Consider the following 21,787-nt stretch of genomic DNA (forward strand, 5'->3'; position numbering starts at 1 on the left):
AAATCAGGGGGTAATTTATGCGATTCCATGCTCAAGTTCACGATGAAAATAACAAGGCTGTTTTTGAATGCCATGTTATTGCTGACAATAGTGGTTTAGCTCGTGAAAAAATAAAGAAATACTTGCGCGAACATAATCGGGAGCAGGAAGCAAAAATGCTTATTTCACTTGTTGAGTATCGTGAAGATATAGAGACGAAGTTACTGGTGATTGAATAGACTCAAAGAAAAAAATAAGCCCCATCACTGGGGCTTGATTTTTTTGGATTTTCTGCTTAATTAAAAGTTACGACACAAATAATAAGGAGAATCCAATGTCTAACATTTTAAATTTAGTAAATAAAAATCCAAATGTCAATAATCAAGAAAAAGAATTTGATTATTTCACTCTCAATAAAAAAGTCTACCAAGAACTAATACTAACAAGCCGACCAAAAACAGTTCTATTCCAAATCATGGTTCACCTTGCATGTATGGTGACTTATAAAAATGGTCTTGTTGGTGTTCACAGTGAAATCTCAAAAACAGGATTGGCAAAAGATATTGGAATAAACAAAGGCGACATAACTGCCTATTTGAACCAGCTTGAAAAATTGGGCTTCATTAAAATATTCAACACGAGTCCATTAGTTCTACAAGTGCTAGAAGTCCCACAAGCACCTCAAATCAATGACATTAAAGGGCTGTTGCTGTATGTCCTTACCAACCCACAGCAATTCAATTTCCATAGAAATTTGAAGAGAAAAACAGCATTCTTCGAGACATTCAAAGATTACAAATCCGAAATTCTGGTGGAGAGAATGAAAAAAGCAGAGGTTCCAGAAGATCATCCAAGTAATCCAACGACCGAAGAAATAGAAGATATTTTTGGCTTCAAAAAATAATCCCCGTAAGGGGATTTTTTACGACCACATAGAAGTGAAACACTCACAAGTCAATAACCAAAAAACTCATGGAACCCCTTCAACCAACCCTCCCAGGTATTGATTTAAAAGGCTTAACGATAGGTCTTCCAACCCCTTCACCCAACCCCTTAAATTTTCAACCAACCCCCAGAGCCATTGATTAACAAGGCTTCACGATAGCTCTTCCAACCCCTTTTGGTATGTTTGATAAAGAATGTTTGACTTCTCGCACCGTATATCAATCATCTATCCATACCAAAGATAAACATCATCAACCTAGAATAAAAATAATTTCCCAGCGACGAAAATTTTCCATCGTCCAAATACAAAAGCCACTCATCGAGTGGCTTTTTGTTCTAGAGGGACCCAAACGAGTTGGTCCATTTTTCACTTTCGTGATCGTTCTGCTTGCAGTTTTTCATATCTATACTTCAGCATGAGCATAGTTAATTTATCAGTGAACTCATTCAGAACACGAAATTTTTCTTCTTCACTCATATCAGGATTTTTTTGGTGAAGCTGATCGTATTCCCAACAAATTTCGAAATGCTCCTTCTGATATTTTGCTTCGGGAAACCAACTCATTTGGTTTCTCCAAAAAAGTTTGCCCATTCACTTTGATTATTTTCAGACTGAACTACTGCTTCAACCTGGGCAACTTCAACAGACTTTGAAGTTAGATTTTCTTTTTTATCCTTCAACTGTTGAAGAAGAATTGGAGCCCTTTGCTTTAACAAATTTCTAATAATGATTGATAAGGTCATGGATTCATCACCTCTCAACTCATTTGTGATTCGAACAGCTTCTTTGAAAATATCCAAAGTCTCTTGCTCAAGATAGAGATTTGTTTTGGTTAAATTATTATATTTTTTCTTCCTTCCTTTTTCACTCATATCAGTTTCTCCTATTTCATAGATATATATATCTACGATAAAAAACTGGAGGAAGAAGTCAACAAAGGAAGGCTATCGAATTGACAGCTACATATATCTACGAAATGAAAAACACAGGTCTTCGACTCTCTTAATGCCTTGTATGAAGTCTAAAAATCAATCGGGGATATATATAGCCAAAAATAAAATCTATTCATAGATATATATCTCCATAAAGGCAACCCACTATCTTCGACTCTTTTAATGCCTTGTATAAGTCTGTAAATCAATCGGGGGGATATATATCTACAAAATGAAAAACCAAACAACTACATATCTCCCTAAATTATTTTTATTTAAATTATTTAGAGAATATATATCTCCCTCCGCTTATTTCGACCATTTTATTTCGTAGCTACATATATCTTTAATTCAAAAGTCGATCACAAACACCGTTACTTTGACTATTGATTTTCCCTAAAAAACGGGTAATTTTTATATTAAGCAAGATACCTCCACTTCCCGTATAAACGGGTAAGTTGGAAAAAATTGCTTCGCAATTTGCCTTCGGCTTGTGTCTGCTTTAAGCAGACAACACCATTTGCCTACGGCTCCATACATATAAGAATAAGGAGAAAATATGGAGAACCTAAAAACTGATTTTGAGCGAATACCTAAACTTCATCCAGGTAGATCAGGCTTACTTGATGACACAGCACACATCAGAAATCAAAGAATAGAAGTTGTGTTTTCACCAGACGAACTAGAAATTTTAGACAAAAATATTTCTGCCACTGATTACAGAACAAGAAGCCAATACATCAGAAATACATCTTTAAATTCAAAACCATTGGATCAAAAAGAGCTTGGAGCAATCCAGATTAGAAATCTATAGATTGATTGCTGAATTCAAAAAAATTGGCAACAACATCAACCAGATTGCCAAGAAGTGCAATCAAGAAAAGCAGGCACCACAGTTGGAAATTTTGGTTCAGATGAAATCAAAAATGGATCTGACTTTGGCAAAAGTCCTTGATGAAATTAAAAATAAAATCAAGGATTGATCATGCTGGTAAAAACTTTTAATGTAAAAAAATCTTCGGGTCCACAAGTAGGAAAAAAGAAAATTTGTTCTGCTGTTGAATATCTTTTGAGAGAAAAAGATTGGAAGGGAAATGATCGAGAACAGAAACCAGAAGTTCTAAAAACTGGTAGAGGTGGACTTGAAGGTTTTAATAAAAATGTCCTGAATAACCATCGTGAGTTCACTTATACATCAGGAGTTTTATCTTTCACTTCCAAAGAATGGGACACCATGACTGATGAGAGAAAAGAATTTGTCATGGATAGATTTATCGAAAATATGTTGCCAGGTGAAGCACAAGAACGAGTTCCTTATGCCTTCATTCAGCACCAAGATGAAATTCATTTTGTTGTAGCTCGTGCTTGGGAATTGGATAGCGGTAAAACAATGGCATTCAATGTTGACCCACCACCTATGATGAAGAATGGAAGGAAATCAAAATATGATCCTTCCAAAGAACATAAGTTGGCACTTCAAGAAGTTCTCAACTATGAATTAGGTTTTGACCGAGTAGAGCAAAACCCTTTTTCTGTTCACAAATCAAAAAGCGATTATTTGGATGAAAATGCCCACATCCATAAATTTAAACACAAGTTGAGTTCTGATATTAAGGATCAAGTTCTCACAGGAATGATCTCAAACAGAAAGCATTTGCTTAATCACTTGAGAGATGAATACAACCTTCAAGCAGAAAAGAAGTATGACAAAGAAGGTAAAGAGTATTTGCTGGTGAAACCATTGGACAGCGGCAAACATTGTCCTATTGATGAACCAGTTAGGTTATATGGTCAGGCATTTGAAGAAAAAGCCAATTTTGAGCAGTTAGAAAAAACTGCCAAGAGAATCGATTCTGAAAAGCTTCGTGGTGAACACAAGCTATCAAAAGAAGATTATGAAAAGAAGCTTCAAAAAATGGAGAAGGGAAAACAGCAGAAGGATGATTTTAATAAAAATAAATTTGGTAAGAAAAAATTAGGTAGGAAGCATCTGTATGAAAAAGGTCCAGATGGTAAGAAGAAAATTATTTCTGGTCTAGCTGAAAAACTCAGGAATAGTAGAAATGGTATGGAAGATCAAATTGGTGGAAATCCAAAGGCATTGATGAAAAATGCTCCTAAACCACCACAGCCACAACAGCAAAAAAATGAAGAAGGTGAACAACCTGACTATGTAAGAATAAATACGGAAAAGAGAATTCAGGAAGAAAAAAATAGCTTGAAATTAGATGAGTTGAAGGTAAAGGAAGATAATAAAAAACAGGTTCAGAATCAGCCAACAGATTCCAAACCCCAATCTTCTTCAAAAAATTCTAATAGTAATTCTAGTTCCAACAGTTCCCAAGGTAGTTCACCAGTGACCGATCAATCTACTGGAACTGGTCAAGATATTATTCAAACCATAGCTGTTAAGGAACTTGGTATTGCAGATATTGAGGCAAAAGCACAAGAAGAATTATCTAAAAATGGACTATCAAATAAATATTTAAAACTTAAAGCACAAGCAATCGCTTTAAGAGATGAGATTGATAGATTAAGAACACAAGCCAATATGCCTTCCTTGAAATCAATTCAGGAAGAACAACAGAAGAAAGCTTCTAGTCCATTTGATATGAAGATGAAACCTACTCCCTATGATGATTAAATTACTGTTCTCTCCTACTCAAAAAAAATGGAAGTCGTTGACTTCCATTCTTTTTAAGCAGGTTGATGTGGACACCTACAATCAGCGACGGCGATTTTGTGGAGACAATTTTCCCATCACAAATTTATTACTTTCTTCGGGAGTCCAATCGGTAGGAACAGCTATGCTATAAACCAATTCTTCACCTTTGGTCTGCGTTGTTTTGTATAACCGATAGCCAAGACTTGCCAACTCTTCTTCATTAATCGGAGAGCGATTTTGTCCATCCAAGTTACCGCCAAAAAAATCAATACTCATATCTGTCATTTTTTACATTTCTCCAATGTGATGGTCGCTTGGTTTGAATTTTAATTGGCTAAGATTTTGCTAAAGAACTCCATTTCTTCGCTGAGAGAAGTAGCACGATTAATGAAGCCGTCAATTTCAAATTGATTTTTTGGATACTCAGAGAGATTGATGTGTAGCTTATGAACGAAGTAATTTCTCTGATTAAGAATAAGTTTCAGATGCTCTAATGAAGTCTGATCAATTTTTTTCGTCTTCTCCAGTTTTTCAATAAGGCGACCCAAGGTATCTTTTTCTGAGGTGCTACTGCCGTTGGCGGCAATATAGGATTTGATTGCTGATTCAATTTTTGCAGAAGAAAGAACCACTCGACCAACAGCCATAGAGAACTTATCATTAGCAAAAAGTGATTCGTAAAATGATTGTTCCATGAATCTCCATCCATGATATTTATTGCGAAGCAAAAGAACGGCTCGTCCGTTCCTCTAACTGATTAAAGAAGACAGTTTAATCCTTCTTTTTTGCAATTTTTTTCTTCACTACTGCATCAGCTTTAATGGCTTTTTTGCGAGCTTTAATTACTTTGGAATTGACCCATCCCAAAAGCACACCTTCATTCTTGAACTTGAATTGGAACTTGGAAAAATCAATTCCCCAATCCATTTTTTCTAGCAGAATGCGAATATTGGGCAACGAAAATTCTGCACCATAGACAGTATGAGTAATGTCACCATCCATACTATGACCAAGAACTCTCTTTCGCAGTGCAATGTCAATCAAGAGATCCACCATAGCAGCCCCTACATTTTTTCGAAGACTATGGAAGACTTTTTGGGACTCATCTACGGTAATTAATTGTTGTTTGTATTGAGTCCAGTTATAGGAAATATTTTTGGCATATCCATTTGAAGCTGTCTTGGTTAGATATGGAAACAGCAGAGAATTTTCGCCAAAAAGCTTTTGTACAAGCTCGTAATATTCTAAAAAATTTGTTTGAAGCAGTGTAGAAGGAAGTGGCATTTGACGAATGGAAGAAGAAGTTTTTACTTCTTTATCTTCGCCATTGTCATTAATATCAAAAACCCAAATGCCATCTTCTTGGTAGACATCACTAATATAAAGCTGGGCAATTTCATCTACCCGCATACCTGTTGTTAGTGAAATCAACGGAGCAAAAAACAAATCTGGTTTTTTGAACCTATCGCAATAGGCTTCAAAATTATCAACGAAGAGTCGTTTGATTTCTCCCTTTGTGTAGGGAAGATATGAATCAGTGTGTTTGTCTCGTTCTGATTTTTTAACGAGGTGCATATTGGAAAATGGATTTTCAAATCCATACTTTCCAACACTGATAGCGAAATCAAAAAAACCTTTTAAAGTCTTGGTGTAATTATCAACAGTCAAAGGACTGTCTTGTAATTTAATGACTTCTTCACGATAGTCACTGGCATGTGTTTTCCTGATTTCATCAGCAAACACCATTCCTTTACTGCGACAGAAATCAATAAATTTCTGAACACGAGGGAAGTAGCCATCTTGTGTGGCTTGTGAAAAAGTTTTGCTTTTGGCTACCTTGTAAGACTCAAAAATATCTATTAAACGAGCCCTTGTTGCCCAACTTGGCACAGAAGGTAGGGGAGTGGTCTGTTTAACCTCTTGAACGATTGTAGGTGAGGTTTGTGGCACTCCTGAAAGAGTTCCTATAAGAGACTCATAGGCATCTTTTTCTACCACCTTTTCCAAATCAAATTCAGCTTTGGCACCGTTGGGGAGAGTGACAATAAGCTCACGGTTGTCAGTCCCAATATTGAATTTATTTTTCATTTCCCATACCCATCGCTCAAATGCCAAACTGGCTTCCATTGATCGTAAGTATGCCTGTCGCCGGTCTTTGGTGTGCAAAGACTGAACTATCTTGGCTTTGGAAACATAGGGGAGTAGTGCCTTTGGCACCAGAAGACGGAGGTAGAAGGTTCCGTTTCTTTGGTAGGTGTTTCGCATGAAGTTCCGTTGGGTGGAACCTACATGCAACCTTGGATGTGCTACACCTGCTGCTACAGCAAGTGCTACACCGATCAGATTTTCCCTGATCTAAGTCGTTGAGTTATAACGACTTTTGAAAATTGGGGTGGCTGACGGGACTCGAACCCGCGACAACAGGAATCACAATCCTGGACTCTACCAACTGAGCTACAGCCACCACTGATGCGTTGATATGAAAGCAAAACTGCTGCGATCAATCAGCGAAGCTCACGATTATACAAAGCCTCGGGACGGATGGCAACTATATTCCCCATTTCTTGACGAAAACGCCATCGGGCGGGCATGGCCCGGCCGGCGCGCGCCGATATGGCGGCTTTCGCCCGGATTCAGGCTTGCCGGCCCAATGCATGCACCTCCGGACGCAGCTCCAGCAGCGTGGCGAAGGCATGTTCCAGCGTCGAACGGCTGGCGCTGGTGTAGCCGGTCAATGCGCCGGGGCCGATATCCCGGCGCAAGCCTTGCGCCTGCAGCAGGCGCAGCAGTTGCCGGGTGACGGCCTCGCCGGTATCGATGACCGCGCATGGCCGGCCGGCCAGCCGGCGGCATGCGCCTTCGATGGCTTCCCTGACGAAAGGATAATGCGTGCAGCCCAGCACCAGGGTATCGGCGCCTTGTTCCAGCAGCGGCGCCAGATAGCGTTCCAGCAGCGACACCGTCGTGGGCGAATACAGTTCGCCTTTCTCGATCAGGTCCACCAGGCCGACGCAGGCCTGCGGCAAGAAGCGCACCCGGTATTGCGTTTCCATCTGCTCCCGCAGCGTGGCGAAGCGCTGGCTGGCCAGCGTGCTGCGCGTGGCCAGCACGCCCACGGCGCCGCTTTCGGTTTGCTGGGCCGCGGGTTTGAGCCCCGGTTCGATGCCGACCACCAGCAATTCCGGCCAACGTTGGCGTATCGCCTGGATGGCTGCGGCAGTGGCGGTATTGCAGGCAACCACCAGGGCCTTGATGCCTTGCGTGATGAGGAAGGAGGCGATCGCCAGCGAACGCTCGACGATCTCGCCCTCGGTCTTGTCGCCGTAGGGCGCATAACCGGAGTCGGCGAAGTACAGCAGCGTCTCGTGGGGCAGGGCAGCGTGGATGTGGCGCAGCACCGACAGGCCGCCGATGCCGGAATCGAAAATGCCGATGGCAGCGTCGGCTGTCATCGGCATCGATGGAACTGCGGGCGTCATCTCGGAGGAAGCTTCAGAACTAGGTTGCGGCATGTCGCTTCGGTTTCTCCTGCGATGACGGGCAATTCACGGTAGTGCTGTTGGCGCTTGGTTCGGTCAAGCAGTGGTGACGGGGATCTTGGAGAGCGAAACGCTCTGCGCGATCTTTTCCTTCCACTCGGCGGGGCCGGTGTTGTGCACCGAAATGCCATTGGCATCGACCGCCACCGTCACCGGCATGTCCTTGACGTCGAACTCATAGATCGCTTCCATGCCCAGGTCGGCGAAGCCCAGCACCTTGGCTGACTTGATCGCCTTGGACACCAGGTAGGCCGAGCCGCCCACCGCCATCAGGTAGGCCGACTTGTGTTTCTTGATCGCTTCGATCGCGGTCGGGCCGCGCTCGGACTTGCCGATCATGGAAATCAGGCCGGTCTGCTCCAGCATCATGTCGGTGAACTTGTCCATGCGGGTGGCGGTGGTCGGGCCGGCCGGGCCGACCACTTCATCGCGCACCGGATCGACCGGGCCGACGTAGTAGATCACGCGGTTGGTGAAGTCCACCGGCAGCTTCTCGCCCTTGGCCAGCATGTCCTGGATGCGCTTGTGCGCGGCGTCGCGGCCGGTCAGCATCTTGCCGTTCAGGAGCAGGGTCTGGCCCGGCTTCCAGGAGGCGACTTCTTCCCTGGTCAGCGTATTGAGGTCGACGCGCTTGGACTTCTCGGTATCCGGCACCCAGTGCACTTCCGGCCATTCCGACAGCGACGGCGGTTCCATGTAGGCCGGGCCCGAGCCGTCCAGCACGAAGTGGCCGTGGCGGGTGGCGGCACAGTTGGGGATCATGGCGACCGGCTTGGACGCGGCGTGCGTCGGGTGCATCATGATCTTCACGTCCAGCACGGTGGTCAGGCCGCCCAGGCCTTGCGCGCCGATGCCCAGCGCGTTGACCTTGTCGCACAGCTCGATGCGCAGTTCCTCGGTCTTGTTGTTCGGGCCGCGCTTCTTGAGCTCGTACATGTCGATGTCGTCCATCAGCACTTCCTTGGCCATCAGCATGGCCTTCTCGGCGGTGCCGCCGATGCCGATGCCCAGCATGCCCGGCGGGCACCAGCCGGCGCCCATGGTCGGCACCGTCTTGAGCACCCAGTCCACCAGGTTGTCGGACGGGTTGAGCATGACGAACTTGGTCTTGTTCTCGGAGCCGCCGCCCTTGGCAGCGATGCGCACGTCGACGGTATTGCCCGGCACCAGCTCCATGTGGATCACGGCCGGGGTGTTGTCCTTGGTGTTCTTGCGCTCGAACTGCGGGTCGGCCACGATCGAGGCGCGCAGCACGTTGTCCGGATGCATGTAGCCCTGGCGCACGCCTTCGTTGACGGCGTCGGCGATGGAACCGGTGAAGCCTTCGAAGCGCACGCCCATGCCCACCTTCAGGAACACGTTGACGATGCCGGTATCCTGGCAGATCGGGCGCTTGCCCTCGGCGCACATGCGCGAGTTGGTCAGGATCTGGGCGATCGCATCCTTGGCAGCCGGGTTCTGCTCGGCCTCGTAGGCGCGCGCCAGGTGCTGGATATAGTCCACCGGGTGGTAGTAGCTGATGTACTGCAGCGCGGCGGCTACGGATTCGATGAGATCGTCTTGCTTGATGATGGTCATGGCTGGTTCTCTCGGGGTTTGGAATAGGGGCGGTCAGTGCGGTGCGTCGGGCGAATCGGGCGGTTGCGGCACGGGGTGCGCCATCAGCTTGTCGCAATACGCGATGGCCATGGCGGAAACCAGGAAGGTCAGGTGGATGCCGGTCTGCGCCAGCAAGGTCTTGGCGTCGTACAGGTTGGCGTTGATGAAGGTCTTCAGCAAGTGGATCGAGGAGATGCCGATGATGGCCGTGGCCAGCTTCACCTTCAGCACCGACGCATTGACGTGCGACAGCCATTCCGGCTGGTCGGGATGGCTTTCCAGGTTCATGCGCGAGACGAATGTCTCATAGCCGCCCACGATCACCATGATCAGCAGGTTGGAAATCATCACCACATCGATCAGCGCCAGCACCACCAGCATGATGGTTTGTTCATTGAGCTTGTCCGGGCGCGGCGAGCCGGCGATGGCCACGGCATCGAGGATGTGTTCCAGCGAGGAGGCGTTGCCCAGGGCCGCGCCGATCAGGTCCGACAGTTCGACCCAGAAGTGATAGACGTAGACGCACTGCGCCAGGATCAGGCCCAGGTAGAGCGGCAACTGCAGCCAGCGGCTCATGAAAATCAGGTTGGGCAGGATGCCGATCTTGCGGGAGGATTTTTGTTGCGGATCTTTCATGGAGGTCGATTGGCGCTTGAAATCTGGCGAGGTATGGCTGGCATCGATTATCGGGTTCGAATTGGGGCCGTATTCTACACTCCCTTGGGCATCGGTTCCTGCGGCCGCGCAAGAGAAAATGCCGCCAAACGCGAGCCGCGCAGTACCTGCGGGAAACATCCGGCTATGCCACAATGGACGGGTCGTGGACATATCGACATGATTCCAGTCTCACTGGATGGAAGCGTTTGCCGAGTCCGTGCCTTTGAACATTCTTTTCAGCATTTCGCAAAAACGCCGGCGATCGCCCGCAAAGCCTTGCGCACAGGCGTTCCCGCCCGGGAACATTGCCGTTTGTGTAAGGACTGAGTAAGTGAAACGGCCTATGTTTTGCGGAAAGCAAAAACTACCTAGTGGAGACTACCGTGGCTGACATCGAAACTTTCAAGCAAGAGAACCGCGTATTTGCACCGCCGGCCGAACTGGCCAAGCATGCCGCCATTTCGGGCATGGATGCCTATCATGCGCTGAACGCCGAATTCGAACGCGACTATGAAGGCACCTGGGCCAGGCTGGCCAAGGACAACCTGACATGGCGCAAACCCTTCAGCAAGACCTTGAACGAAGCCGACGCGCCGTTCTACAAATGGTTTGAAGACGGCCAGCTCAACGTTTCCTACAACTGCCTGGACGTCAATCTTGAGAACGGCAACGCCGACAAGGTCGCCATCATCTTCGAGTCCGACGACGCCAAGGTCACCCGCGTCACTTACCGCGAACTGCACAGCAAGGTCTGCCAATTCGCCAATGGCCTCAAATCGCTGGGCGTGAAGAAGGGCGACCGCGTGGTCATCTACATGCCGATGTCGGTCGAAGGCGTGGCCGCCATGCAGGCCTGCGCGCGCATCGGCGCCACCCACTCGGTGGTGTTCGGCGGCTTCTCCGCCAAGTCGCTGCAAGAGCGCGTGATCGACGCCGGCGCCGTGGCCGTGCTGACTGCCGACTACCAGGTGCGCGGCGGCAAGCAACTGCCGCTCAAATCCATCGTCGACGAAGCGCTCGCCATGGGCGGCTGCGACACCATCAAAAACGTGGTCGTCTACAAGCGCGCCGGTGCCGAGATCAACTGGGTGCAAGGGCGCGACCTCTGGCTGCACGACGTCGTGGCCAACCAGTCCGACGCCTGCGAACCGGAATGGGTGGATGCCGAGCATCCGCTGTTCATCCTCTACACCTCCGGCTCCACCGGCAAGCCCAAGGGCGTGCAGCATTCCTCCGGCGGCTACCTGCTGTGGGCCGCGCTGACGATGAAGTGGACCTTCGACATCAAGCCCGACGACATCTACTGGTGTACCGCCGACATCGGCTGGATCACCGGCCACACCTACATCGCCTACGGCCCGCTGGCGGTAGGCGCCACCCAGATCGTGTTCGAGGGCGTACCGACCTATCCCAACGCCGGTCGCTTCTGGGACATGGTCGCGCGCCACAAGGCCACCATCTTCTATACCGCGCCGACCGCCATCCGCTCGCTGATCAAGGCCGCCGACGCCGACGAGAAGGTGCACCCCAGGCAATACGACCTGTCCACGCTGCGCATCCTCGGTTCGGTGGGCGAGCCGATCAATCCGGAAGCCTGGATGTGGTACTACAAGAACATCGGCCGCGAAAAATGCCCGATCGTCGACACCTTCTGGCAGACCGAAACCGGCGGCCACATGATCTCGCCGCTGCCGGGCGCCACGCCGCAAGTGCCGGGCTCCTGCACTTTGCCGCTGCCGGGCATCACTACCGCCATCGTCGACGAGACCGGCAACGACCTGCCCAACGGCAATGGCGGCATCCTGGTCGTCAAGCGCCCCTGGCCGTCGATGATCCGCACCATCTGGAACGACCCCGAGCGCTTCAAGAAGAGCTACTTCCCCGAGGAACTGGGCGGCAAGACCTACCTCGCCGGCGACGGCGCGGTGCGCAACAAGGAGACCGGTTACTTCACCATCACCGGCCGCATCGACGATGTGCTCAACGTCTCCGGCCACCGCATGGGCACGATGGAAATCGAATCGGCGTTGGTCGCCAACAGCCTGGTGGCCGAGGCCGCAGTCGTGGGCAAGCCGGACGAAACCACCGGCGAATCGATCTGCGCCTTCGTCGTCTTGAAACGCCCGCGCCCCACCGGCGACGAAGCCAAGGTCATCGCCAAGGAATTGCGCGACTGGGTCGCCAAGGAAATCGGCCCGATCGCCAAGCCCAAGGAAATCCGTTTCGGCGATAATCTGCCCAAGACCCGCTCCGGCAAGATCATGCGTCGCTTGCTGCGCGTGCTGGCCAAGGGCGAAGAGATTACCCAGGACATCTCCACCCTGGAAAACCCGGCCATCCTGGACCAGTTGAAGGAAGCGCAATAAGGCCGTTGGGCCGCAGAATCGGCGTGTAAAAAGGCCGGCGGAGCAGGGCGCCAGTAATAGTCGCCCGGTTTCGCCGGCTTTTTCACGATCCGCGGGCGCAAAAAAGCTTCAATTTGGAGAAAATCTTGCTATAATCTGCGGCTTCGCTAAACGCGACCCAAATCCAGGAGAGATGGATGAGTGGTTGAAGTCGCACGCCTGGAAAGCGTGTATAGGTTAATAGCCTATCGGGGGTTCGAATCCCCCTCTCTCCGCCAAAATAACTAAGCCCTTGATTTTTCAAGGGCTTTTTTATTTTCAATTCGACGCTGGTGTCACTCCTTGGGGTCACTCTTTCACTTGGAAAGAGCATGCGAATCCCTTGCAGAATTCACCAGTCCCGACATGGCGTGTATTACTACCGCTATCAATTTTCTTATCTTGGCAGGCGGAAAGAACAGCGAATTTCACTTCGCACGAAAAGCCCGGGTCAGGCCAAGGAAAAGTCCTTGCTCATTTCCGCTATGATTGTCAAAAACAAGGCAGGCGGGGAAATGAATCAGAACGAAAACGATATGCTCAATCGCATTCTTTCCATGAGTGCGAAGGAGATGGAAGAACAATTAAAACAACTGGAAATTGTGGTCGCCACGCTAAACGGCGGAAGCGTGACCATGAAAGCCGATCCGAACAACCCCGCCGATTTAGCCGCGATGCTGCAAGCGAGCAAAGATTTCTGGAAATCGGACATTGCCGAATCCCTCATGTCTTCGCAAAACGACGGGGCGAATAGCAAAGCCGTTCATTCCGCTAAGGTTGAATCTAACAATGTGGTGAACTGGGTGGAATCAAACGGGGTGAGCTATTGCGATCCTGATCAGCCATTCAACGATAAATCTATCTTGTATGAGAACTACAGGGAGTTCTGTAAAGAGAACGGGTGCCAGCCTTGTGCGGTTCCTCAGTTCTTCACCCGTTTGCATAGCGAATTTCCGAACATTCAAGAGAAACGAACAATGATGGGAAGTGGTGCAGACAAGAAGCGTATTCGCTGCATCAATCTCACGACTGGGGTGTTCAGTAAAGAAGATTTGGTTGAGCAGGTCGCACTTGAAAAGAGCGAGATTGAGAAGGCATTTTACGGATAAGAGCTAGAGTGCAAAAAATGGGCAGAAAGATATTGAACTCGTATCTTTCTGCCTAAGTCTATCTGGGTTCTAGGTTATGGCACCATGCAACTTTCTTTCGCAAATGAGGCATACTCCTCAACATATAGTATTCAAACTGATCGCTAGTTATTGCCGAATCTAATATAAAAAAAGGACGGGAAATGATTGAATCGATTGAAGTTAATCGCGTTGCCACTTATCAAAAATCTCCAGCGATCTTGGACAAATTGGCAAAATTCAATTTTCTTTTTGGTACAAATGGTTCTGGCAAGACCACAATCAGTAGAGTCATAGCTGATGGATCTCAGTTTCCACATTGCAAAATTGGTTGGAAAGGTGGAACGCCACTTCAAACAATGGTCTATAACTGCGACTTTGTGGAGAAAAATTTCAATCAATCTGAGTCGTTAAAAGGGGTCTTTACTCTTGGTGAAAGCCTCGTTGAGACTAAAGAAAAAATCTTAGAAGCAAAACAAGAAATTGATACAGCGATCGGGAAGATACAAGCATTAACCTTAGCTCTGCAAGGTGTCGATGGGACGGGTGGAAAGATCGGTGAGCTTGAAAAGCTTGAATCAGATTTTAAGACGAAGTGCTGGACGCAAAAGCAAAAGTACGATGCAAAGTTAAGTGGAGGTTTTGAGGGGTATCGCGGGAGCGCCGAAAAATTTAAAACGAAAGTCTTATCTGAGGCCATCTCTAACAAGGCAGAGATACTTTCTTTGGAAGAACTAGAAAGAAAATCTGCTGTAATTTTTGGGCCCACGCCGGTAACAGAAGAAAAAATACCAGAAATCGAATTTGATACGCTGCTGGCGCATGAGTCCAATCCAATTCTGGTTAAACGCGTCATTGGTAAAGATGACGTTGACATAGCCGCCATGATAAGAAGTCTTGGCAACAGTGACTGGGTGCAACAAGGTCGATCTTTTTATGATGTGAATCATGAGACGTGCCCATTCTGTCAACAAAAGACTCCGCAGAAATTTTCAGAAAGTCTGCATGAGTATTTTGACGAAACTTTCACGTCGGACACCACAGCTATACAAAAACTATCGATTGATTACACGACAGATTCCGAAAGGCTTCAACTAAAAATCGAAGCTCTAATATCTGGCAATTCCAGATTTCTAGATATTCAGAAGCTAAAGCTTGAGAAAGAAATTATTGACTCAAAGATTGAGTTGAATAAGAAAAAAATTGACGATAAGAAAAAGGAAGCGAGTCAAGTCATATCTCTCGAATCGACAGAAAATGCCGCCGTTCAAATTGTCCAATTAATTTCCGCTGCAAATGCAAAAGTAACTGAACACAATTTGATGGTTTCCAACTTGGCCTTGGAACAGAAAAATCTGACTTCCCAAGTATGGAAATTTGTTCTCGATGAACTATCCAGCGATTTAGTTACATTTCATGAAGCTCAAAAAAACTTGTTAGCTGCAATCACTTCTTTCAAAGAAAAAATCCAAAATGCGACCCTAACTAAAGTTGCAAAGGAAAAGGAAATTAAAGAGTTGGAGAAGCAGATAACTAGCACTCAACCAACCGTAAATGGCATCAACCAGCTTTTGAATTCATTTGGTTTCCAAGGATTTTCTTTGGCAACAACCGAAAACGGATCTTCATATCAACTTATAAGGGAAGACGGAACTAGCGCAAAGAAAACATTGAGCGAAGGAGAAAAAACCTTCGTCACTTTTTTATACTTCTATCACCTGTTGAAAGGAAGCGAGTCAGAAAGTGGAATGACAGTTGACCGAGTTGTTGTATTTGATGACCCCGTTTCCAGCCTGGATAGCGATGTCTTATTCATCGTCAGCAGTTTGATTAGAGGTTTATTCGAAGAGCTAAGGAAAGGTGAAAGCCATATCAAGCAAATTTTTATGCTCACACACAATGTCTATTTTCATAAGGAAATTACATTTAATCCGAAACGTGTGGATGTCGCTATGGCAGAGGAGTCATTCTGGATAGTCAGAAAATCAGACACAGGTTCTGTTATAGAGCGCCATAAATCGAATCCAATTAAGACGTCGTATGAATTGCTGTGGAGCGAAGTACGTCGCAAAGATCGCTCTGTTTTAACTATACAAAATACTCTACGGAGAATAATTGAAAATTATTTCAAAATTCTCGGCGGAATTGATCAGGATAAGATCTTTGCCATGTTTGACGGTAAAGAGCGACTCATATGTAAATCGCTTTTTTCATGGATAAATGATGGTTCGCATTTCGCGAACGACGATTTATATGTGTCGATTGAAAACGGAATGGTCAATACCTACCTCGATGTCTTCCGAGGCGTATTCGAGAAATCTGGGCACATTTCCCATTACAAAATGATGATGGGCGATGCCTTCGTTGATTTTGAGGCGCCCGCTCATGCGGCTTTACCAGGTTGATTTGTAATTGGATTGAAAGATGATTTTTAACTCTGATGCCGTCCACACGTCCAAGTGTCCATGCTGTCCAGGCACATTTCAATCCTTCTGCGAAAATCAATCAGACCAAAGCCAGACGATCAGTATCAGCATTGTCAGAATCATTTTCTACTCCGAATAAAGCATAGTCTCTTGGCTCCAGCATTCCTGCTGCAACCAATTCCTTGCCGATCTTCTTCAAGTCATTCTCAGCAAGCTGACTGACATAAGCACCCGCCAAAATCTTTCGTCTGGTGTCACGTTTCCTTTCCTCTGCTGCTTCACGATTTCTGGTCTGCTGAATACGGGCATCCAGTTCTGCTTTCTGCTGAAGTAATTTTTCCAAATTCGGTTTGCTCATTTTCATCTCCTATTTTTATTGTGCGAGCGTTGACATTTCAAATTCACGCTGTAGTACTAGAAATAGCAAACAAAAAAGAAACGTCAAGAGCAAAGCAGCGAAATGCGCACTTATACGTCACTGCGTGACGTGTGCTGAAAGCTGAATGCCAAAACAAAAAAAGACGTTCAAGGAGAAATGAACTATGGCGATATACCACCTCAGTGCAAAAGTGATTGCCCGATCTTCAGGGCGAAGTGCCACCGCCGCCGCCGCATATCGTGCAGGCGAGAGAATCTGCGACAAGCATTTCTTGAAGCCGTGTTGTCAGGTGCATTTCGTCCAGAGCAGATTACGGGTTACAAGCCAAGCAAAGCCAATCTTGAAGTTATCCATGATTACAAGCCTGCATTGAAGATCGCGAATGACAGCAAGGTGATTTCGAGCTACATCGTTGATAGGTCTGGAGATGGTAAAGCGGGTGGTACGGAGCAGTCTCATATCCCACGTTTGAAGTTTTAATTCATCTACCCTTTATTTTATAAATACTATTTTCTGATTATCGATTGCTAAAAACATGGATTGCCTGTAGATAATCGAGCTTATATGTGATGACTGTAAATAGACAGCTATGAATAAGAAAAATCTTCGCGATACTTCCTCAAATCGGATAAATTTCAAGAGCGGGGTTGTGGACACCTTATACCGTCAAGCCGGTGCCCGCTGTTCTGTACCTAGGTGTAAAAATCCTACGATGGGGCCAAGCTACCACGGCGAAGGTGCAATCAATTTAGGCGTTGCATGCCATATCTACAGTGCAGCAGAAGATGGCCCGAGGGGAAGAGGTGGGAAAGATGCTGCTTTCATCAGTAGTGAAAAAAATGGTATTTGGTGTTGCAGTTACCATGCGTCTTTAATTGATAAGAATAAGGGGCGAGATTATCCCGCCAACACCCTTTTTGCTTGGAAGCGCTTAATTGAGGCACGCACCTTAAAGCAAATGAACGATAGGCCATCCCCACTCGGATGGGTAGAATCTATCGGATTTACTAAATTTTCAGAAAGCACAAAGTTCCCAGAGGCAGTGCTATCGAGATGCACATTGCTTTGGGGAAGAAACGGAAGTGGAAAGACCGTCTTAATGGAAGTCGCTGCTTCTGTGTCTCAAAGCAAATACGCTGCTCGATTTGACGGTGTTTTGGTCGATATGGATATCCGCGCGGAATCCGGCAAGCATCATTCAATGCGGTACAGACTGTCAAAGCCACCACCCTTTACTGACGTGCCGTCAGCGCCACCAGGCATCGGCAGACCCTGCCCCCATCCGGCTGCCAGGACCTGCACGTCACGCACAGGGTCGGAGGCCTTGGCTCTCTCGTTGCGGATGCGACAGGTTTCGGGGTCTTTGGCGAACAACCCGCGCGCGAAGGCCCGGCCCTGTTCCGCCAGTCTTGCCGTTTTGGAGGTACGGATTTCCGCAAACGCCTGAAAGACCTCTTCCAAGCCGCCACTTGCACCATCCAAGCAGCGCGCCAAATGCCATGCATCCTCCAGCGCCTGGCAGGCTCCTTGCCCCGACGTCGGCAACGGCGCGTGCGCAGCATCTCCGACCAGCAGTACATTCGCCCGACTCCATGTATGCAACGGCTCCAGATCATGCACCGCAATCAGCCGGATGGCATTCTCGGGCGTGGCACGGATGATGCTCGAGATCGGCTCAGGCCATGCCGCGAACAGATTCTCGACCTCCTTGTGCATATCTGCAGTGGGGATGGCCTCATGTAGGGGCCGTGCCTGGGCCGCGGCCCAATACACCAGTTCGGGGCGAATCGCCACGCAACCAAAGCGCTCGCCGGCCCCCCAGAAGTCCTGAATCGACATATCCTCCACCAGCGCATGCGGCGCCTGCGCTACGCCGATCCAGTTCACAAAGCCTTGATAGATTGGTGTGTTGTCACCCGCGACAAACTTGCGAGCCACTGACTTCATGCGGCCGTCGGCGCCAATGAGCAGATCCGGGCGGATGCTCGTACCATTTTCGAAATGGGCCACGGCTCTGCCATGAGCATCCAGCTCAATGGCCACCGCCTGGCGCCCGAACTCCACCGGAATCCCCGCCCGTGCCGCATGGCCCAGCAATACCTCCTGCAAGTGCCTGCGCAGCACCGTGTAGGTTGGGTATCCCATCGTCCGGTCCAGCAAACCAATATCGAGGCCCCCCAGTGCATTTCCCGCAGCATCCTGGCGGCGCATTGTCAGTGGTCGACCGCCAATGGCCTCAATGTCTTGCTGCAGTCCCAGTTCTTTCAGCACAAAGCTGGCATTGGGCCAGAGCGTCACGCCGGCGCCCATGGTTGCCGGCCCCGCGCGGCGCTCATAGACCCGAGGGGTGTAACCCTGCTTGCGCAATGCCAGTGCCACGCTTAGGCCCGCAATGCCGCCGCCAAGTATTCCGATTTCCACGCTGAAGTTCTCCTTGTCCATATTGTTCCCGGTGCACGGCACACCGTGTCACATCGAGCAAAAGGGCATCTTAAATTCCACCGCTACAGAGAACTAGCATGTAAAAATGGGACGTTTTCATACCTCAAACGGGATAATCAATGGGCGATGCCCTCGATCTGAATACTGTCCGCGTCTATGTGGCAGTCGTTGATGAGCAGAGCTTTGCTGGCGCGTCGCGTCTATTGGCCATGCCTTCCTCCAACGTCAGCCGCCACATTGCCGCACTGGAGCGCAGACTTGGCACACGCTTGCTGGAGCGAAGCACCCGTCACCTGCGGATGACCGAAGCCGGTCGGCTGCTCTACGAACGAGCAAAGCCCTTGCTCGACACCCTGCTCTCCACGCAGGAAGAGCTTAGTGTGGTACAGCGCGAACTGCGTGGTCCGCTGAAGATGTGCATGCCTGGGGAAGCGCCAAGGCTGCTGGCTCCCATCATCGCCGAATTCTGTAGCCTCCATCCAGGTATCGAGCTCGAATGCGATACGCGGATGACCGGGCTGGAGGTACTTCGAGAGGACGTCGACCTTTCCATCGTCTTCCACCGGGGCCATCAGGAGGACAGTGCCTTCATCACCCGCGAACTCGCCACACTGCCCAGCATCGTGGTTGCCGCTCCCTCCTTGCTGGCAAGGACCGGCATGCCACGCCATGTGCGCGAACTGAAGTCTCTGCCCTGCATCACCACCCTCAGTGCGCTGAAGGGCCAGCCCTGGCAGTTTCAGGATGCTACGGGCGAAATCGTCAAGGTGCCGGTTCGCAGCCGCTACCGCGTCAACAGCGGAGAACTGGCCGTGGCAGGCGCACGGCAAGGCATCGGCTTCGCAATTGTGGCGACCTATCCCTGCCAGGAAGACCTTGCTACGGGACGATTGCAGGAGGTGCCACTGGACCTGTGTCCCGCGCCACTGCAATTGCTGGGGGCATACAGCCATCGCCATTCCGTGACTGCGCGTGTCCGGGCGCTGCTGGAATTGATACAAGTGCGCTTGGCTGGAACAGTTAACCGTTCTGGACTTGATTTATCGGTTGCCAGCCGTTGACTCTGCGCGGATATGCTGGGGAATAGCATTCACGACGGCGCGTTTATTTGCTTGCGAGACTTGGTCGACTCAGAGGGCTGCCACTAAGTGCATATCAGGACTTGGCATGCATGCCCGGCGCACCCGTCACCCAATCGAGAATTTCCGCTGCCAACGCACCGCTGGCGGCGCCGAAGGCATTGACGACTTCCGGCACCTTGGTTCCCGCAACCGGCTGGCTGACGTTGAAACTGCGCACGGCAATGATCCGGCGGCTGGCGGTATCGACCATGCGCGCATTGAACTGGATGACGACGACCGGCGCCCCGTTGCGGTATTCCGTCTGGAAGGCAACCAGGTCGCCGCCGAGTTCCAGGTCGGCCGCGACGTTGTTGTCGTCGGTCGACAGGTTGCGGGTGCGGCCATCGGCGGAAAACGCCTGCAACAGCCGGTTGCGCAACAGGACCGGCGCCGGGTCGCTCCAGCGCGCGCCTTGATAAGACTGGATCAGGTTGCCCTCAGGCAGGACCAGTATGCGTTCGCTGTCGATGGCGCGGCCGCCGTATGGCGTGATGATCTTCAGCGAACGCTGGCTGGCCGGCGCAGCCGGGGTACTGGCTGCGGCTACGGCTTGGCCGGCGGCCAGCGCCGGCAAGCGGTAGATGGCGACCGGTTCGGACTTGGGCAGGATCGAGCAGGCGGCGCTCAGGCTGAGCAGCCATGCCGCCGACAGGGTACGAAAGGAGAGGAGGCTCATGGCTGGAATTCCTGGATTTTTTCTTGCCCCAGCAGATAGCCGCCGGGATTGCTGTCGAGTTTGCGGCTGATGGCCCGGACCGATGCCAGCGTGTTGCGCAGTTCGGCGACGGCCGGGCCGATCTCGGCAAGGCCTTGCGCGCCGCTGTTGAGTGCGCCCTGGTTCTGGCTGAGCAACTGTTCGATCTGTTTGCTGCTGGCCGCCAGCGATGCCATGGCTTGCTGCATGTTGTTCATGGCGTCGGTGCCTTGATGCGATAGCAGGCGGTTGGCCTGCAGCATGGCGGCATTGGCTTGCTGCGACGCGTCGCCGATTTGCTGGACCAGTTGGCCCAGGCCATCGCTCTGGGCCGCCAGGCTGCCGGTCACTTTCTCCAGGTGCTGCAGCGTTTCGCCGAAACGGCGGGCGTTGTCCGGGGCCAGGAACTGCTTGGCGTTGAGCAGCACGTCGTTGACGTTGGTCATGACATCTTCGCCGTTGGCCAGCAGCGCGCTCAGCGGCGAGGGCGTGGCGATGATGACCGGATCGCTGTCGCCCTTGGCCTCCAGTCTGGGGCTTTGCGGAGAGCCGTTGGTGAGCTGGATCAGGGATGTCCCGGTGATGCCGGCAAGGGCGAGCTTGGCGCCGGTGTCCTGCTTGATGGGGACGTTGCCGACGATGCGGATGCGCGCCAGCACTTTGCGCGGGTCTTGCGGATCGAGGGTCAGCGAGGAGACGTCGCCGACCTTGATGCCGCTGTACTGCACCGGGCTGCCTTTGGACAGGCCGCTGACGGCCTCATTGAAGACGATCGTGTAATGGCTGATGTTCTTGTCGCCGCTGGACTTGTTGAGCCACAGGCAGAACAGCAAGGCCGCCGCGGCGACCAGGATGGTGAAGAGTCCGATAAGGACGTGATGGGCGCGTGTTTCCATG

The 21,787-nt window shown here is 49.7% G+C and carries 22 protein-coding genes and 2 tRNA genes; 11 read left to right on the forward strand and 13 right to left on the reverse strand.

Annotated elements, in window-relative coordinates:
- Nucleotides 1-17 precede the first annotated feature (17 nt).
- Together FB598_RS02950 and FB598_RS02955 are read left to right on the forward strand one after the other, a co-directional pair.
- Nucleotides 18-218, forward strand: a complete 201-nt coding sequence (locus tag FB598_RS02950; RefSeq protein ID WP_141912642.1) for a hypothetical protein — start codon at nucleotides 18-20, stop codon at nucleotides 216-218.
- Nucleotides 219-313: 95 nt separating this feature from the next.
- Entirely contained in the window at nucleotides 314-883 is a 570-nt protein-coding gene (locus tag FB598_RS02955) for a hypothetical protein (RefSeq protein ID WP_141912644.1), read from the forward strand.
- Nucleotides 884-1,291: 408 nt separating this feature from the next.
- Here the strand turns inward: FB598_RS02955 and FB598_RS02960 are convergent, their stop codons facing one another.
- Together FB598_RS02960 and FB598_RS02965 are read right to left on the reverse strand one after the other, a co-directional pair.
- Nucleotides 1,292-1,489, reverse strand: a complete 198-nt coding sequence (locus FB598_RS02960; RefSeq protein ID WP_141912646.1) for a hypothetical protein — start codon at nucleotides 1,487-1,489, stop codon at nucleotides 1,292-1,294.
- On the reverse strand, nucleotides 1,486-1,797 hold the full coding sequence (locus tag FB598_RS02965) for a hypothetical protein (protein ID WP_141912648.1): 312 nt from the start codon (nucleotides 1,795-1,797) through the stop codon (nucleotides 1,486-1,488). Before FB598_RS02965 ends, FB598_RS02960 begins: the two co-directional genes overlap by 4 nt.
- Before the next feature lie 619 nt (nucleotides 1,798-2,416).
- On the opposite strand from FB598_RS02965, the gene FB598_RS02970 reads away from it, so the two are divergent.
- From FB598_RS02970 to FB598_RS02980, 3 genes are read left to right on the forward strand one after another with little or no spacing between them, the layout of a single operon-like run.
- Complete coding sequence (locus tag FB598_RS02970; RefSeq protein WP_141912650.1) at nucleotides 2,417-2,671, forward strand: hypothetical protein; 255 nt, start codon at nucleotides 2,417-2,419, stop codon at nucleotides 2,669-2,671.
- A gap of 1 nt (nucleotide 2,672) precedes the next feature.
- A complete protein-coding gene (mobC, locus tag FB598_RS02975; protein WP_183405756.1) occupies nucleotides 2,673-2,840 on the forward strand; it encodes a plasmid mobilization relaxosome protein MobC in 168 nt (55 codons plus the stop codon).
- Between the two features lie 2 nt (nucleotides 2,841-2,842).
- Complete coding sequence (locus FB598_RS02980; protein WP_141912655.1) at nucleotides 2,843-4,501, forward strand: hypothetical protein; 1,659 nt, start codon at nucleotides 2,843-2,845, stop codon at nucleotides 4,499-4,501.
- A gap of 81 nt (nucleotides 4,502-4,582) precedes the next feature.
- Here FB598_RS02980 and FB598_RS02985 read toward each other — a convergent pair whose 3' ends face one another.
- The 7 genes from FB598_RS02985 to FB598_RS03015 all read right to left on the reverse strand — a co-directional run bounded on the left by FB598_RS02985 (nucleotide 4,583) and on the right by FB598_RS03015 (nucleotide 10,296).
- Complete coding sequence (locus FB598_RS02985) at nucleotides 4,583-4,807, reverse strand: hypothetical protein (protein ID WP_141912657.1); 225 nt, start codon at nucleotides 4,805-4,807, stop codon at nucleotides 4,583-4,585.
- A gap of 41 nt (nucleotides 4,808-4,848) precedes the next feature.
- Nucleotides 4,849-5,217, reverse strand: coding sequence for a hypothetical protein (locus tag FB598_RS02990; protein ID WP_141912658.1), 369 nt, complete (start codon nucleotides 5,215-5,217; stop codon nucleotides 4,849-4,851).
- Between the two features lie 76 nt (nucleotides 5,218-5,293).
- Nucleotides 5,294-6,787 (reverse strand): DUF6538 domain-containing protein, encoded by a 1,494-nt coding sequence (locus tag FB598_RS02995; RefSeq protein ID WP_141912660.1) that lies wholly within the window; start codon nucleotides 6,785-6,787, stop codon nucleotides 5,294-5,296.
- Between the two features lie 123 nt (nucleotides 6,788-6,910).
- Nucleotides 6,911-6,986: transfer RNA gene (locus FB598_RS03000), tRNA-His, on the reverse strand.
- A 169-nt stretch (nucleotides 6,987-7,155) separates the two neighbouring features.
- Complete coding sequence (gene murI, locus FB598_RS03005) at nucleotides 7,156-7,980, reverse strand: glutamate racemase (RefSeq protein WP_141912662.1); 825 nt, start codon at nucleotides 7,978-7,980, stop codon at nucleotides 7,156-7,158.
- A gap of 117 nt (nucleotides 7,981-8,097) precedes the next feature.
- Nucleotides 8,098-9,639 carry a fumarate hydratase gene (locus tag FB598_RS03010; RefSeq protein WP_141912664.1) on the reverse strand — a complete coding sequence of 514 codons (1,542 nt, stop codon included), beginning with the start codon at nucleotides 9,637-9,639 and terminating at the stop codon, nucleotides 8,098-8,100.
- A gap of 33 nt (nucleotides 9,640-9,672) precedes the next feature.
- Nucleotides 9,673-10,296 carry a YqhA family protein gene (locus FB598_RS03015; protein ID WP_141912666.1) on the reverse strand — a complete coding sequence of 208 codons (624 nt, stop codon included), beginning with the start codon at nucleotides 10,294-10,296 and terminating at the stop codon, nucleotides 9,673-9,675.
- Between the two features lie 404 nt (nucleotides 10,297-10,700).
- Between FB598_RS03015 and acs the strand changes: the two genes are divergently transcribed.
- The 4 genes from acs to FB598_RS03035 all read left to right on the forward strand — a co-directional run bounded on the left by acs (nucleotide 10,701) and on the right by FB598_RS03035 (nucleotide 16,233).
- The gene (acs, locus tag FB598_RS03020; protein ID WP_141912668.1) at nucleotides 10,701-12,683 is read left to right on the forward strand and encodes an acetate--CoA ligase; all 1,983 of its coding nucleotides are present in this window, start codon (nucleotides 10,701-10,703) and stop codon (nucleotides 12,681-12,683) included.
- A 166-nt stretch (nucleotides 12,684-12,849) separates the two neighbouring features.
- Nucleotides 12,850-12,940, forward strand: a tRNA-Ser gene (locus FB598_RS03025).
- 132 nt (nucleotides 12,941-13,072) lie between these two features.
- Nucleotides 13,073-13,810 (forward strand): RFX family transcription factor, encoded by a 738-nt coding sequence (locus FB598_RS03030; RefSeq protein WP_141912670.1) that lies wholly within the window; start codon nucleotides 13,073-13,075, stop codon nucleotides 13,808-13,810.
- Nucleotides 13,811-13,992: 182 nt separating this feature from the next.
- On the forward strand, nucleotides 13,993-16,233 hold the full coding sequence (locus FB598_RS03035; protein ID WP_141912672.1) for an AAA family ATPase: 2,241 nt from the start codon (nucleotides 13,993-13,995) through the stop codon (nucleotides 16,231-16,233).
- A 100-nt stretch (nucleotides 16,234-16,333) separates the two neighbouring features.
- On the opposite strand, the gene FB598_RS03040 is transcribed toward FB598_RS03035, so the two are convergent.
- Nucleotides 16,334-16,612: a mobilization protein gene (locus FB598_RS03040; protein WP_141912674.1), complete on the reverse strand. Its 279-nt coding sequence runs from the start codon at nucleotides 16,610-16,612 to the stop codon at nucleotides 16,334-16,336.
- Between the two features lie 177 nt (nucleotides 16,613-16,789).
- On the opposite strand from FB598_RS03040, the gene FB598_RS20640 reads away from it, so the two are divergent.
- Entirely contained in the window at nucleotides 16,790-17,113 is a 324-nt protein-coding gene (locus FB598_RS20640; RefSeq protein WP_183405794.1) for a hypothetical protein, read from the forward strand.
- A gap of 714 nt (nucleotides 17,114-17,827) precedes the next feature.
- On the opposite strand, the gene FB598_RS03050 is transcribed toward FB598_RS20640, so the two are convergent.
- Nucleotides 17,828-19,054, reverse strand: a complete 1,227-nt coding sequence (locus FB598_RS03050) for an FAD-dependent monooxygenase (protein WP_141913337.1) — start codon at nucleotides 19,052-19,054, stop codon at nucleotides 17,828-17,830.
- A gap of 140 nt (nucleotides 19,055-19,194) precedes the next feature.
- Between FB598_RS03050 and FB598_RS03055 the strand changes: the two genes are divergently transcribed.
- Entirely contained in the window at nucleotides 19,195-20,136 is a 942-nt protein-coding gene (locus FB598_RS03055) for a LysR family transcriptional regulator (RefSeq protein WP_141912678.1), read from the forward strand.
- A gap of 94 nt (nucleotides 20,137-20,230) precedes the next feature.
- Here the strand turns inward: FB598_RS03055 and FB598_RS03060 are convergent, their stop codons facing one another.
- Together FB598_RS03060 and FB598_RS03065 are read right to left on the reverse strand one after the other, a co-directional pair.
- Nucleotides 20,231-20,872: an ABC-type transport auxiliary lipoprotein family protein gene (locus tag FB598_RS03060; protein ID WP_141912680.1), complete on the reverse strand. Its 642-nt coding sequence runs from the start codon at nucleotides 20,870-20,872 to the stop codon at nucleotides 20,231-20,233.
- The gene (locus FB598_RS03065) at nucleotides 20,869-21,786 is read right to left on the reverse strand and encodes an MlaD family protein (protein WP_141912682.1); all 918 of its coding nucleotides are present in this window, start codon (nucleotides 21,784-21,786) and stop codon (nucleotides 20,869-20,871) included. Before FB598_RS03065 ends, FB598_RS03060 begins: the two co-directional genes overlap by 4 nt.
- Nucleotide 21,787 lies beyond the last annotated feature (1 nt).

Source organism: Herbaspirillum sp. SJZ106 (genome assembly GCF_006715495.1).
Lineage (GTDB): Bacteria > Pseudomonadota > Gammaproteobacteria > Burkholderiales > Burkholderiaceae_D > Herbaspirillum.

Coding starts and splice junctions, on each gene's coding strand:
- FB598_RS02950 (WP_141912642.1), top strand. CDS start 18: ATGCGATTCCATGCTCAAGTTCACGATGAAAATAACAAGGCTGTTTTT.
- FB598_RS02955 (WP_141912644.1), top strand. CDS start 314: ATGTCTAACATTTTAAATTTAGTAAATAAAAATCCAAATGTCAATAAT.
- FB598_RS02960 (WP_141912646.1), bottom strand. CDS start 1,489: ATGAGTTGGTTTCCCGAAGCAAAATATCAGAAGGAGCATTTCGAAATT.
- FB598_RS02965 (WP_141912648.1), bottom strand. CDS start 1,797: ATGAGTGAAAAAGGAAGGAAGAAAAAATATAATAATTTAACCAAAACA.
- FB598_RS02970 (WP_141912650.1), top strand. CDS start 2,417: ATGGAGAACCTAAAAACTGATTTTGAGCGAATACCTAAACTTCATCCA.
- FB598_RS02980 (WP_141912655.1), top strand. CDS start 2,843: ATGCTGGTAAAAACTTTTAATGTAAAAAAATCTTCGGGTCCACAAGTA.
- FB598_RS02985 (WP_141912657.1), bottom strand. CDS start 4,807: ATGACAGATATGAGTATTGATTTTTTTGGCGGTAACTTGGATGGACAA.
- FB598_RS02990 (WP_141912658.1), bottom strand. CDS start 5,217: ATGGAACAATCATTTTACGAATCACTTTTTGCTAATGATAAGTTCTCT.
- FB598_RS02995 (WP_141912660.1), bottom strand. CDS start 6,787: ATGCGAAACACCTACCAAAGAAACGGAACCTTCTACCTCCGTCTTCTG.
- murI (WP_141912662.1), bottom strand. CDS start 7,980: ATGCCGATGACAGCCGACGCTGCCATCGGCATTTTCGATTCCGGCATC.
- FB598_RS03010 (WP_141912664.1), bottom strand. CDS start 9,639: ATGACCATCATCAAGCAAGACGATCTCATCGAATCCGTAGCCGCCGCG.
- FB598_RS03015 (WP_141912666.1), bottom strand. CDS start 10,296: ATGAAAGATCCGCAACAAAAATCCTCCCGCAAGATCGGCATCCTGCCC.
- FB598_RS03035 (WP_141912672.1), top strand. CDS start 13,993: ATGATTGAATCGATTGAAGTTAATCGCGTTGCCACTTATCAAAAATCT.
- FB598_RS03040 (WP_141912674.1), bottom strand. CDS start 16,612: ATGAGCAAACCGAATTTGGAAAAATTACTTCAGCAGAAAGCAGAACTG.
- FB598_RS20640 (WP_183405794.1), top strand. CDS start 16,790: ATGAACTATGGCGATATACCACCTCAGTGCAAAAGTGATTGCCCGATC.
- FB598_RS03055 (WP_141912678.1), top strand. CDS start 19,195: ATGGGCGATGCCCTCGATCTGAATACTGTCCGCGTCTATGTGGCAGTC.
- FB598_RS03060 (WP_141912680.1), bottom strand. CDS start 20,872: ATGAGCCTCCTCTCCTTTCGTACCCTGTCGGCGGCATGGCTGCTCAGC.
- FB598_RS03065 (WP_141912682.1), bottom strand. CDS start 21,786: ATGGAAACACGCGCCCATCACGTCCTTATCGGACTCTTCACCATCCTG.